Below are 12782 nucleotides of genomic sequence, written 5' to 3'. Positions count from 1 at the left end.
GCGCCAACGGATTTGCCCGGCGGCCGGCGGCCCGGTGCCGGACTGCACGCCCTCTTAGGATGGGCGGATGAACGCCAAGGCCGAACTCGGTGCGTACCTCCGCTCGCGGCGGGCCCGGATCAAGCCCGAGGAGACCCGGCTGGGTGCCGGGTACGGCGAGCGGCGCCGGGTGCCGGGGTTGCGGCGGGAGGAGCTGGCGCAGCTGGCCGGCGTGAGCGTCGACTACTACGTGCGGTTCGAGCAGGGCCGCAACCAGAAGGTCTCCGACGGGGTCATCGACGCGGTGGCCGACGCCCTGTGCCTCACGGACCCCGAGCGCGCGCACCTGCACGACCTGGCCCGCGCGGTGGGCCGCCGGACGTCGGCGGGGCCGGCCGCGCAGACGCCGAGCGCCGGGCAGCTGCGGTTGCTCCACGCCATGTCCGACGTCCCCGCCTACCTGGTCGGACGGCGCACCGACCTGCTGGCCTGGAACCGGCTCTACGCCGAACTGCTCGGCCCCTCCCTCGCCACGGTGGCGCCGGAACACCGCAACACGGCGTGGCTGGCCTTCCTCGACGAGGACGTCCGCGCCCGCTACGTGAACTGGGAAGCCAAGGCCCGCAACGCGGTCGCCTACCTGCGCCGCGACCACGGACGGCACCCGGACGACCCGGCCTTCGCCGCGCTGGTCGCCGAACTGGAGCACCGCAGCCCCGAGTTCCGTGCGCTGTGGGCGGAGCGGGAGGTGGCCGACCGGATCACCGGCGACTACCTCATGTGGCATCCGGCCGTCGGCGAGCTCGCCCTCACCTTCGAGAGTTTCCGGTCCGCCGCCGACCCGGACATCAGCCTGATCGCCTACACGGCCGAGCCGGGCTCTCCGTCCGAGGCCGCCCTGCGCACGCTGGCCGCGCGGTGCTCAGCGGGCGACGGTCCAGGTGTCGGGGCCGGTGAGGAGTGCTCCTAGGTCCGCCTTGCCGTAGCGCTCGACGGCGGTGTCGAGCTGGTCGGCCATGAGGGTGTCGTAGACGGGCCGGTCGGTGTTGCGGAAGACGCCGATGGGGGTGTGGTGGAGGGTGTCGGGGTCGGCGAGGCGGGAGAGGGCGAAGGCGGTGGTGGGGGTCGCCGCGTGCGCGTCGTGGACCAGGATCTGCGACTCGTTCTCCGGCGTCACGGTGACGACTTCCAGGTCTCCGGTCTGCTGGTTGCGGATGACGCCCTTGGTCTGGTCGGTGCCGAAGCGGATGGGGTGGCCGTGTTCGAGGCGGATGAGGGCTTCTTCGGCCTGGTCGTTGTCCTTGAGGGCGTCGAAGGCGCCGTCGTTGAAGATGTTGCAGTTCTGGTAGATCTCGACGAGGGCGGTTCCGGGGTGGTCGGCTGCCTGGCGCAGGACCTCGGTGAGGTGTTTGCGGTCGGAGTCGATGGTCCGGGCGACGAAGGAGGCTTCGGCGCCCAGGGCGAGGGAGACCGGGTTGAAGGGGGCGTCGAGGGAGCCCATGGGGGTGGATTTGGTGATTTTGCCGAGTTCGGAGGTGGGGGAGTACTGGCCTTTGGTGAGGCCGTAGATCCGGTTGTTGAAGAGGAGGATCTTGAGGTTGACGTTGCGGCGGAGGGCGTGGATGAGGTGGTTGCCGCCGATGGAGAGGGCGTCGCCGTCGCCGGTGACGACCCAGACGGAGAGGTCGCGGCGGGAGGTGGCCAGGCCGGTGGCGATGGCGGGGGCGCGGCCGTGGATGGAGTGCATCCCGTAGGTGTTCATGTAGTACGGGAAGCGGGAGGAGCAGCCGATGCCGGAGACGAAGACGATGTTCTCGCGGGCGAGGCCGAGTTCGGGCATGAAGCCCTGGACGGCGGCGAGGACGGCGTAGTCACCGCAGCCCGGACACCAGCGGACCTCCTGGTCCGACTTGAAGTCCTTGGCGGCCAGGGGGGTCTCCGCCTTGGGGATCAGGGTCAGTGCCTCAGGCATCGATGGTCTCCTTCAGGGCCGCGGCGAGCTCCTCGGCCTTGAACGGCATGCCGTTGACCTGGGTGTGGGAGCGGGCGTCCACCAGGTACCGGGCGCGGATGAGGGTGGCGAGCTGGCCCAGGTTCATTTCGGGGACGACCACCCGTTCGTAGTGCTTCAGGGCCTCGCCGAGGTTGGCGGGGAAGGGGTTGAGGTGGCGCAGGTGGGCCTGGGCGATCGCGATTCCTCCGGCGCGCAGGCGGCGGACGGCGGCGGTGATGGGGCCGTAGGTGGAGCCCCAGCCCAGGACCAGGGTGCGGGCGCCGTCCGGGTCGTCGACGTCGAGGTCGGGGACCTCGATGCCGTCGATCTTGGCCTGGCGGGTGCGGACCATGAGGTCGTGGTTGGCGGGGTCGTAGGAGATGTTGCCCGTGCCGTCCTGCTTCTCGATCCCGCCGATGCGGTGCTCCAGGCCCGGTGTGCCGGGGACGGCCCAGGGGCGGGCGAGGGTCTGCGGGTCCCGCTTGTACGGCCAGAAGACGTCCGTGCCGTCCGCGAGCTGGTGGTTGGGGGCGGTCGCGAACTGCACGCCGAGGTCCGGCAGGTCGGCCACGTCCGGGATCCGCCAGGGCTCGGAGCCGTTGGCGAGGTAGCCGTCGGAGAGCAGGAAGACCGGGGTGCGGTAGGTCAGGGCGATGCGCGCGGCCTCCAGGGCGGCGTCGAAGCAGTCCGCCGGGGTGCGCGGGGCGACGACGGGGACGGGGGCCTCGCCGTTGCGGCCGTACATGGCCTGGAGGAGGTCGGCCTGCTCGGTCTTGGTCGGCAGACCGGTGGAGGGACCGCCGCGCTGGATGTCCACGATCAGCAGGGGCAGCTCCAGGGAGACCGCCAGGCCGATGGTCTCGGACTTCAGGGCCACACCCGGGCCGGAGGTGGTGGTGACGCCCAGGGCCCCGCCGAACGCGGCACCCAGCGCGGCGCCGATGCCGGCGATCTCGTCCTCGGCCTGGAAGGTCCGCACCCCGAAGTTCTTGTGCTTGCTCAGCTCGTGCAGGATGTCCGAGGCCGGGGTGATGGGGTAGGAGCCCAGGTAGAGCGGCAGGTCCGCCTGGCGGGCCGCCGCGATCAGCCCGTAGGACAGGGCCAGGTTCCCCGAGATGTTGCGGTACGTGCCGGTGGGGAAGGCCCTGGTCGCGGGGGCGACCTCGTAGGAGACCGCGAAGTCCTCCGTCGTCTCCCCGAAGTTCCAGCCCGCCCGGAACGCCGCCACGTTCGCCTCGGCGATCTCCGGCTTCTTCGCGAACTTCTGGCGCAGGAAGCTCTCCGTGCCCTCCGTCGGACGGTGGTACATCCACGACAGGAGACCGAGGGCGAACATGTTCTTGCTGCGCTCGGCCTCCTTACGGGTGAGACCGAAATCCTTCAGCGCCTCCACCGTCAGAGTGGTCAGCGGGACCTGGTGGATGTTGTAGGCGTCGAGGGAGCCGTCCTCCAGGGGCGAGGTGTCGTAGCCGACCTTGGCCATCGGGCGCTTGGTGAACTCGTCCGTGTTCACGATGATCTCCGCGCCGCGCGGCACGTCGGCGATGTTCGCCTTCAGCGCGGCCGGATTCATCGCGACCAGCACGTTCGGCGCGTCACCCGGGGTCAGGATGTCGTGGTCCGCGAAGTGCAGCTGGAACGAGGACACCCCGGGCAGGGTCCCGGCAGGGGCACGGATCTCGGCGGGGAAGTTCGGCAGCGTCGAGAGGTCGTTGCCGAAGGACGCCGTCTCCGAGGTGAAACGGTCACCCGTCAGCTGCATACCGTCACCCGAGTCACCCGCGAAACGGATGACCACCCGGTCGACACGGCGGATCCCGGTCTTCGTCACCATGTCAGGCAGCGCCCTGCTCTTCGCGGCGCAGCTCCGGCTCGTGCTTGTAGCCCATGATCAGCACGTCCCGGACGGCCGCCTTCGTCGGGTCCACCGGGTGGATGGGGCGCACGGCGTGCAGGATTTGGCCGTCGGACCAGAACATCGTGTCCATCTGCTCGGTCAGGCAGAACTCGGCCACGAGCTCCCGCTCCAGGCTGTAGACCTGCGACTCGCCGCCGGCGGCGTTGAAGCGGCCCATCAGGTGGATCACGCCGAAGTCGACCTCGTCGCGGTGCGGGCCCTCGGGGGTGGGTTCGCCCGTCTCGTCCGGGGTGCTGATGATGCGGAACTGGTGGCACTGGACGTCCCAGGGGTCGTCCAGCCAGGACTCCTCGGGGACGGGGAAGTTCTCGAAGTCGGCGCGCAGCAGCCGGGTCAGCAGCGGGTTGGCCAGCGTGGTGCGGCTGAGCGGGGCCACGTCGCGGTCGATGCCGCCGGCGTAGTCGTTGGCGTTCATCGACTGGAAGTAGGGGCGGTGCGGGCGCAGCCGGACCTCTCCGGTGCGGGGGACGAAGAAGAAGCGGTCGTAGGCGCGCTCGCGGAAGCGGGATCCGCCCTTCAGGTAGCGGTCCGTCTCCAGGTTCTCCCATTCGGCGGCCAGTTCCTTCACGTGCTGCCGCAATTCGGCGTCGATGACGAGCCGGTCGGCCGGCAGCAACGAATATCCGTTGGCCCGCAGTTCTTCCCTTGCCTCGGTCTGCATGATTGGCTCCTCCACCGCCGGATCTCACACTGCGCTTCCGAGGTTCCCACGGCGCTGCTGACGCTGAACTGACGGAGTTCGGCGGGTTTGCACGTCAGATCGGCGTCAGCCGGTCGTCACACGGCCTGTGCTTCACTCGGCCGGTATGACAGAACTCTTGACGTCCTCGCCCCGGACGGAACGCCGGACGGTCCTTGAGGAAATCGTCGTCGCGGAATTCAAGAAGGCGCTGCTCATGCCCGATGACGAGGAGCTGCCCCTGGAGGACAGCTTCTTCGAGCTCGGCATGACGTCCCTGCTGCTCACCATGGTCAAGCAGCGGCTGGAGGAGCAGCTGGGGCGGGGTATCAGCAGTACGGCCCTGTTCAACCAGCCCACGGTCGAGCGGCTGACCGACTATCTGGCCTCGGACGTGCTGGCCGACGTCTTCGACGCGAACTGAGAACCGAGAGGGGAACGGCGGCCATGCCGGGACATCCGGAATTGCAGGAAAGGCTCGACGCCGCGGAGGAGACCGTCCGCCGGCAGCAGGAGGAGCTCAGGCGTTTCCGTTCGGAAAAGCACGAGCCGATCGCCGTGGTCGGTATCGGAATGCGTCTGCCCGGGGGGAACAATGCGATATCCGATCTCGACGCGTTCCTGCGCGAGGGGCGTTCCGGAATAGGGCCGCTGCCGCGCGACCGCTGGGTCCCGGAGGTGGCCGAGGACGGCATCACGGCCGTCGCGGGCGGTTTCCTCGACCGTATCGACGCGTTCGACGCGCAGTTCTTCAACATTCCGCCCAAGGACGCGCCGTTCATCGACCCCGCGCAGCGGCTGCTGATGGAGACCGTGTGGGAGGCCCTGGAGGACGCCGGGATCGATCCGGCGGGTCTTCGGCACGGCGACGGCGGGGTGTACGTGGGGGCCTCGCCGCTCGACTTCGCGCTGGAGCTGGAGGGGCTGTCCGACGAGCAGCTGGACGGGAGCCTGACGACGGGGCTCGGCGCGTACTCGCTGTCGGGGCGGCTGTCGTACTTCCTGGGCTGGCGCGGCCCGAGCCTGACGACGGACACCGCGTGCGCGGCGTCGCTGACGGCCCTGCACCTGGCGGTGGAGGGGCTGCGGCGCCGGGAGTGCGGGATCGCGCTGTGCGCCGGGGTGAACACCCTGCACAACCCGCGCTCGTACGTGATCCTCTCGCACGCGCAGATGCTGGCCCCGGACGGGCACTGCAAGACCTTCGACGAGAGCGCCGACGGCTACGCGCGCGCCGAGGGCTGCGGGGTGCTGGTCCTCAAGCGGCTGTCGGACGCGCTGGCGGACGGGGACCGGGTGCTGGCGCTGGTCCGCGGGACCGCGATCGGGCAGGACGGGGAGAGCGCGGGCCTGAGCGCGCCCAACGGCACGGCGCAGGAGGCCGTGATGCGGGCGGCGCTGGCGAACGCGCGGCTGGAGCCGGGCGACATCCAGTACGTGGAGGCGCACGGGACGGGCACCCCGCTGGGCGACCCGATCGAGATGGGCTCGGTCAACGGGGTGTTCGGCGCCTCCCACGACCGGGAGGACCCGCTGGTCATCGGCTCGCTGAAGGCCAACATCGGGCACATGGAGCCGGCGGCCGGGCTGGGCGCGGTGATCAAGGTGATCACGCAGATGCGCGCCGGGGCCTTCTTCCCGCACGTGTGGCGGAACCTGTCGGGGCGGATCCCGTGGGACACGTACCCGATCACGGTGGCGACCGAGGAACGGCCGTGGAAGGCGCCGGTGCGCCGGGCGACCGTCAACGGGTTCGGGGTCGCCGGGGCCATCGCGGTGGCGGTGCTGGAGGAGCCGCCCGCGTCCGTGCCGGCCGAGGGGGCTCCCGTGCCGGAGGAGGGCGGGCAGGTGTTCACGCTCTCCGCCAAGTCGCGCCCGGCGCTGCGGCTCCAGGCCGAGCGGTACGCGCGTTTCCTCGCCGAGCACCCGGACACCTCCCTCGCCGACCTGTGCCGTACCCGGGCCACGGGCCGCTCCCACTTCCGGTACCGGGCGGCGGCCGCCGTCCGGGACACCGGGGAGCTGGCCGGGCACCTGGAGCGGTGGAGCGCCCCGCCGCGCGGGGACGGCAAGCCCGACGCGTTCCGCAAGACGGCCCTCCTGTTCACCGGCTCCGGTTCGCAGTACGTGGGCATGGGCCGGGCCCTGTACGGCCGCTTCCCCGTCTTCACCGCCTGCGTGGACGAGTGCGACGCGCTGTTCGCCCCGCTGCTGGGGCGGTCGGTGGCCGCGGTGATGTTCGGGGAGGTGCCGGACGCCGAGGAGACCCTGGCCCGTACGTCCTTCACGCACGCGGCGCTGTTCACCCTGGAGTACGCCCTCGCGCGGCTGTGGCTGTCGTGGGGGGTGCGGCCGAGCGTGCTGATCGGGCACAGCGTCGGGGAGATCGTCGCGGCGACGGTGGCCGGGCTGTTCACCCTGCCCGACGGGGTCGCGTTCCTCGCCGCCCGCTCCCGGCTGATCGAGTCGGTGTCGGCGCCGGGCGGGATGGCGGCGGTGTCGGCGCCGGCGGAGGAGGTGCGGGAGCGGCTGGCGGCGTGGCCGCAGCTGGCGGTGGCGGCGGTCAACGCGCCGCAGCAGGTGGTGGTCTCGGGCGCGGCGGACGCCCTGGCCGAGGCGGTGGAGGCGCTGCGCGGGCCGGGCTGGACGGTGACCGAGCTGCACGTGTCGGCGGCGTTCCACTCACCGCTGATGGCCGAGGTGTCGCAGCCGCTGGCCGAGGTGCTGCGCGGGATCGCCTTCGGGGAGCCGCAGCTGCCGATCGTGTCGAACCTGACCGGCCGGATCGCCGATCCGCGGGAGCTGGCCACGCCCGAGTACTGGGTGCGGCACGTCAACGAGACGGTGGAGTTCGCGGCCGGGGTGCGCACCATCGCCGAGCGCGGCCGGCACGTGTTCCTGGAGGTCGGCCCGTCCTCGGCGCTGACCTCGCTGGCCCGGCGGAGCGTGCCGCAGGAGCAGCACCGCTGGCTGTGCAGCCTCCGTTCCAAGGACAGCACCGGCGCCGCCCTGGAGTCGGCGCTGGCGGGCGCGTACGCGGCGGGGCTGAACATCGCCTGGGGCGAGGTGTACGCGGGCCGGCCCGGCCGGCGGATCCCGCTGCCCGGCTACGCCTTCGACCGGCGCGAGTACCGGCTCCCGGCCCGGCCCGCCGGGCGCGGCGGGGCCGGCGGCGACGGGCACCCGCTGCTCGGGCGGGAGAGCGGACGGGACGGCGGGCGGCGGGAGTTCACGGCGCGGATCAGCGCCCGGCAGCCGGCGTACCTGGCCGACCACACCATCGGCGGCCAGGTCTTCCTGCCCGCCGCCGCCTACCTGGAGCTGCTGCTCGCCGTGCAGGACGAGGTCCACGGCGACACGGGCCGGGCGGTGGAGGACGTCCGCTTCCACGAGGCGCTGTTCCTGTCGGACCGGCCGACGCTGCTGCTGACCCGGGTCCGCCCCGGGCCGGACGGGCGGCTGGAGGTGGAGGTCTCCAGCCGGGGCGGCGACGAGCCCGAGGGCGCCGAACGGCTGCACGCCACCGCTTCGATCGCGGCCGAGGCCGACTACGCGGGCAGCGGCCTCGGCGGCCCGGCCCGGACCCTGCTGGCGCTGACCGGGGCCCTGGACGGCGAGGAGCCCTCGCGGGTGATGGACGGCGCGGAGGTGAAGGCCGCGTACGCGGAGGCCGGGCTGGAGTACGGGCCGCAGTTCCTGCGGGCCCGCTCGGTGACCTCGTACGGCCCGGACTTCGCGGTGACCCAGCTCGCGGGCGGGGACGTGTCCCGGGCCGAGCTGCTGCCCCCGCCGCTGCTGGACGGGTCCACGCACGGCCTGGCGGCGCTCACCGACGACGGCAAGCGGTACGTGGCCACCAGCGTGGGCTGGCTGCGCGCCTTCAAGAAGCCGCGCGGGGAGGTGCTGCGCTCGGCGGCCCGGGTCACGCGCGCCGAGGACCCGGAGCGGACGGACCCGGCGTTCACCCTGGACGTGCTGCTGCTGGAGGAGGACGGCCGGCCGGTGATGGAGCTGTCCGGCATGGGCTTCACCCGGCTCCCGGACCGCCCGGTGGAGGCGGCGGCCGCCGAACGCACCGCGCAGGCGGCGGCTTCGGCGGCGCCGGTGGACGTGGAGGCGCTGGCGGCGGCCGGGCCGGAGGAGCGGCAGACGGCGATGGTGGCCCTGATCCGTGCGACGGTCGCGGCGCTGCTGGCGGTCGACGACCCGGAGTACATCGACACCCGGGCGAGCTTCCTGGAGCTCGGCGTGGACTCGCTGACGGCCATCGTGCTGAAGAACCAGCTCCAGACGCGGCTGCGGATCCCGCTGCTGTCGTCGGCGGTCTTCGACCACCCGTCGGTGGAGGAGCTCGCCGAGCTGCTGTCCGTGCGGCTGGCGGCCGGGGCGGCGCCGGCTCCGGCCGCGGCCTGAACTGCCCTCCCCCCCCGAACCGGGGCCACGGCGGAACGCCTCGGCCGCCGTGGCCCCCTCAACCGTCCGAGCGACCGACAAGGGAAACGAACCCATGGACAACCGTACGGAGGACCGGACCCTCGCCGCCCGCGCGGCGCTGCACGCCCGGACCCGGCCCGACCAGCCCGCGGTGGTGTGCGAGGACCGTGCGCTCACCTACGGGGAGCTGCACCGGGAGAGCAACCGCACCGCGCACGCGCTGCTGGCCACGGGGCTCGCGGCCGGATCGCGGGTGGGCTATCTGGGCCGGGAGTCCGAGCGCTACTACGACCTGGCGCTGGGCTGCGCGAAGAGCGGCGCGGTGCTGGTGCCGGTGAACTCGCGGCTCACGGTCGGCGAGGTCGAGCACGTCCTGCGCGACTCGGAGGCACAACTCCTCTTCGTGGAGCGGGAGTTCAGACCCCTGGTGGACAAGCTGCGGCCGGTGCTGCCGGGGCTGCGCGAGGTCGTGGAGATGGACTCGGACCGCCATGTGGCGGGCGGGTTCCTCGACTGGAAGGCCGGCCTGCCGGACACCGAGCCGCCGACGGCCGGCGCGGCCGGTTTCGACGATCCGGTGGCGCAGCTGTACACGAGCGGGACGACCGGGCTGCCGAAGGGGGTGGTGCTGGCGCAGCGGACCTTCTTCACCTTCATCGCCGACACCCGGGCGGCCGGGGTGGACTGGATCGACTGGCGGCCCGAGGACCGGGGGCTGAGCTGCTTCCCGGGCCTGCACACGGCCGGGTTCGGCTGGTTCATGCACGCCTTCAACGCGGGCGCGACGACGGTGGTGATGCGCCAGTTCGTCGCCGACGAGGCGACCCGGCTGATCGAACGGCACCGGATCACCACCCTGTGGGCGGCGCCCGCGATGCTGCGGATGATGCTGGCCGAGCGGGGCACGACCCGCGAGACCTTCCGTTCCCTGCGCAAGGTGGTCTACAGCGGCTCCCCCATCGACCGCGAGCTGCTGCTGACCTGCATCGACGTCCTGGGCTGCGCGCTGGCGCAGGGCTACTCCTCGGCGGAGGCGGGCAGTTTCCTGACCGTTCTGGCGCCGGAGGACCACACGGCGGACAGCCGGGTGCTGGGTTCCGCGGGCCGGGCGGTGCCGGGGGTCACGCTGCGGATCCTGGACCAGGAGGGCCGGCCGCTGCCGGCCGGCGAGGTGGGCCGGGTGGTGGTGCACAGCCCGGCGCGCTTCCTCGGCTACTGGCGGCTGCCGGAGGTGACCGCGCAGGCGCTGTCCGGGGAGTCCGGGGAGTGGCTGTCGATGGGCGACATGGGCCATGTGGACGAGGACGGCTACCTGTTCCTCGCCGACCGGGTCAACGACACCATCATCGTCGCAGGTCAGAACATCTATCCCACGGAGGTCGAGAATGCCCTGCGGGCCCATCCGGCGGTCGCGGAGGTCTCTGTGTACGGGGTCCCGCACCCGGACTGGGGTGAGGCCGTACGCGCCGCGGTGGTGCTGCGGCCGGAGGCCGCAGGGACCGCCCCGCGGGAGTTCCTGCGGTTCCTGAACGGCCGGATCGCCGGGTTCAAGATCCCCACCGGGTACGACCTCGTCGCCGAACTGCCGCGCAATCCCACCGGCAAGGTGCTGCGCCGGGTGCTGCGGGAGCGGTTCGAGGCGGCTGCCGCGGACCCGGCCCGCGCGGCGTAGTCGCGTGGAGACGGTACAGGTGCCCGTGCGCGCGGGCCCGCTGCCCGAGGTCCAGGGCGCCACGCGGTGGCTGCATCCGGCGGAGGCCGATCCGGACGCCGAGGTGCGGCTGTTCCTGCTGCACCACAGCGGGGGCGGCGCCTCGATGTACCGGGCGTGGCCGGGCCAGCTGCCCGCGTCGGTGGCCTGCCAGGCGGTGCAGCTGCCGGGCCGTCAGGAGCGGCGCCGCGAGGCCCCGTACACCCGGCTCGGCCCCCTGGCCGAGGCCCTGGCGCGGGTGGTGTCGGACGAGCTGGACGAGCGCCCGTACGCGGTGTTCGGGCACTCGATGGGGGCGCTGCTCGGCTACCGGCTGACGGTGGAGCTGGAGCGGCGGGGCCTGCCGGCGCCGTCGCTGCTCGCCGTGTCGGGGTGGGCGCCGCTGGGGTTCACGGCGCCGCCGGACCTGGTGGCGTGTCCGCTGGGGGCGCTGCGGGTGCTGGGCGGGCTGCCGCCGGAGGTCGAGGAGGATCCGGAGCTGCTGGCGGCGGCGGTCCGCGCGATGGGCGCGGACGGGGCGGTGTGCGCGGACTTCTCGGACGACGGGGCGGCCGTGGGCTGTCCCGTCGTCGCCTACTCCGGGCGCGGGGACCCGCTCCTCGCGCCCGAGGCCATGCGGTCGTGGGCCGGGCGGACTCCGGAGTTCCTGGGGTGCCGGACCTTCCCCGGGGACCACTTCTACCTGCGGACCCACGCCCGCGCCATCACGGCCGACCTGGCCCAGCTGCTGCCGCGGTACGCCGCGGCGGACTGAGCGGGCGGCGTCCCAGGAGAATCCCGGAGGTACCCCTTCATGCTGCCCCGACCCAACGAACTCCTCGCGCGCTACGTCGCGTTGTGGAACGAGAAGGACCCGCGGCGCCGTCGCGACATGGTCCATGCGATGTACGCGCCGGACTGCGTCTACGTCTTCTACCGCAAGGACCCCATCCGGGGCCACGCGGCCCTGCTGGACCAGCTGGCCTACACGCACGAGGTGTACGGTCCGATGGGGTACGAGTTCCGGTCCTCGCACAACGCGACCGGCCACCACGACGTCGTCCGGTTCAACTGGGTGATGGTCACGGCGGCCACGGGCGAGATGGAGATGTCCGGCCAGGACATCCTCGTGCTCGCCGAGGACGGTCGAATTCAAGCCGACTACCAGTTCCACGACCGGATGCCCTCGTCGTTCGTCTACAACGACGGGTACGAGGAGCACGGCGTGGCGGTCCGCCACGCCCGGCCGACGCGCACCGGTGCCACGGGCCCCTGAGGGGCCGTACGGGGGCCCCGCGGCAGGCGTCTGCCGCGGGGCCCCCGATGCGGGCGGGGGCCTCCGGTCAGGCGGTGGCGGCCGTCAGGGAATTGGGGCAGTACTGGCGCAGGACGAGCTCGGTGGTGGCCAGGGCCATGCGGGCGGGGCCGGCCTCGCCGAGCACCTCGCCGTTGGCCAGGGTGCCGCCGACGATCAGCATGAGGGTGTCGGCCAGGGCGTCGGGGTCCTCGGCGCCGGCCTGGGCGCCCTTGTCGCGCCACCAGTTGCGCAGGCCCTTGAGGTGCAGCTTCGCCTCCTGGCGGCCCGGGTGCGCGGGGTCGCGGAACTCGCTGGAGGTGTTGTAGTAGATGCAGCCGTGGAAGTCGGGGTCCCTGACGCTGTCCTGGAAGTACTCCATCAGCGCGAGGATCTGGCGGGCCGGGTCCCCGCTGTGGGGGGCGGTGATCTGCTCGGCCTGCTCCCACCACTGCGCGTCGCTCTCGCGCAGCCAGGCCGCGATCAGGTCGTCCTTGCTGGCGAACTCGCGGTAGAGCAGGCTCTTTCCGACCCCGGTCGCGTCGATCACCTGCTGCATGCCGACGGCCCGGACCCCCTGCTCACCGAAGAGTTTGGCCGAGGCTTCCAGGATCCGCCGCCTCGTACCTGGTGCCGGTGTGCGCGCCATGTCTCAACTCCTTCGCCTCTCCCCCGCGGATCCCAGCATACGTTTGACACCAGGGTTTGTGAGCGCTAGAAATGGACCGATCAGTCCTGGACTGATCGGTCCATCATTTTGCGCAGAGACACGCATAGAGCCCTGAACCGCTCACT

Annotated in this window: 10 protein-coding genes; 6 read left to right on the top strand and 4 right to left on the bottom strand. The window is 72.3% G+C overall.

Going from position 1 to position 12782, the window contains the following annotated elements:
• Nucleotides 1-67: 67 nt before the first annotated feature.
• Nucleotides 68-949 carry a helix-turn-helix transcriptional regulator gene (locus BX286_RS35055; RefSeq protein ID WP_121017873.1) on the top strand — a complete coding sequence of 294 codons (882 nt, stop codon included), beginning with the start codon at nt 68-70 and terminating at the stop codon, nt 947-949.
• Here BX286_RS35055 and BX286_RS35050 read toward each other — a convergent pair.
• The 3 genes from BX286_RS35050 to BX286_RS35040 are packed head-to-tail and all read right to left on the bottom strand — an operon-like array spanning nt 902 to nt 4551.
• Nucleotides 902-1951, bottom strand: coding sequence for a 2-oxoacid:ferredoxin oxidoreductase subunit beta (locus BX286_RS35050; RefSeq protein WP_121017872.1), 1050 nt, complete (start codon nt 1949-1951; stop codon nt 902-904). The two genes, BX286_RS35055 and BX286_RS35050, sit on opposite strands and share 48 nt — an antisense overlap.
• Complete coding sequence (locus BX286_RS35045) at nt 1944-3806, bottom strand: 2-oxoacid:acceptor oxidoreductase subunit alpha (protein WP_121017871.1); 1863 nt, start codon at nt 3804-3806, stop codon at nt 1944-1946. The genes BX286_RS35050 and BX286_RS35045 overlap by 8 nt, the downstream gene beginning before the upstream one ends.
• Nucleotide 3807: 1 nt before the next feature.
• Nucleotides 3808-4551, bottom strand: a complete 744-nt coding sequence (locus tag BX286_RS35040; RefSeq protein WP_237293429.1) for a 2OG-Fe dioxygenase family protein — start codon at nt 4549-4551, stop codon at nt 3808-3810.
• Between the two features lie 145 nt (nt 4552-4696).
• Here BX286_RS35040 and BX286_RS35035 point away from each other — a divergent pair, with 145 nt between their 5' ends.
• The 5 genes from BX286_RS35035 to BX286_RS35015 all read left to right on the top strand — a co-directional run bounded on the left by BX286_RS35035 (nt 4697) and on the right by BX286_RS35015 (nt 11969).
• Complete coding sequence (locus BX286_RS35035; protein WP_079432269.1) at nt 4697-4993, top strand: acyl carrier protein; 297 nt, start codon at nt 4697-4699, stop codon at nt 4991-4993.
• Nucleotides 4994-5016: 23 nt separating this feature from the next.
• A complete protein-coding gene (locus BX286_RS35030; protein ID WP_121017870.1) occupies nt 5017-8982 on the top strand; it encodes a type I polyketide synthase in 3966 nt (1321 codons plus the stop codon).
• 94 nt (nt 8983-9076) lie between these two features.
• A complete protein-coding gene (locus BX286_RS35025) occupies nt 9077-10675 on the top strand; it encodes a long-chain-fatty-acid--CoA ligase (RefSeq protein ID WP_121017869.1) in 1599 nt (532 codons plus the stop codon).
• Nucleotides 10676-10679: 4 nt separating this feature from the next.
• Nucleotides 10680-11468, top strand: a complete 789-nt coding sequence (locus BX286_RS35020; RefSeq protein ID WP_237293430.1) for a thioesterase II family protein — start codon at nt 10680-10682, stop codon at nt 11466-11468.
• Between the two features lie 39 nt (nt 11469-11507).
• The gene (locus tag BX286_RS35015; protein ID WP_079432272.1) at nt 11508-11969 is read left to right on the top strand and encodes a nuclear transport factor 2 family protein; all 462 of its coding nucleotides are present in this window, start codon (nt 11508-11510) and stop codon (nt 11967-11969) included.
• A gap of 67 nt (nt 11970-12036) precedes the next feature.
• Here BX286_RS35015 and BX286_RS35010 read toward each other — a convergent pair whose 3' ends face one another.
• Entirely contained in the window at nt 12037-12636 is a 600-nt protein-coding gene (locus BX286_RS35010) for a TetR/AcrR family transcriptional regulator (RefSeq protein WP_079432273.1), read from the bottom strand.
• Nucleotides 12637-12782 lie beyond the last annotated feature (146 nt).

It is taken from the genome of Streptomyces sp. 3211.6, from assembly GCF_003634815.1.
Taxonomy (GTDB): domain Bacteria; phylum Actinomycetota; class Actinomycetes; order Streptomycetales; family Streptomycetaceae; genus Streptomyces; species Streptomyces katrae_A.
The sequence above is the reverse complement of the archived record's forward strand: the minus strand, read 5'-3'. Positions and strand labels throughout refer to the sequence as shown.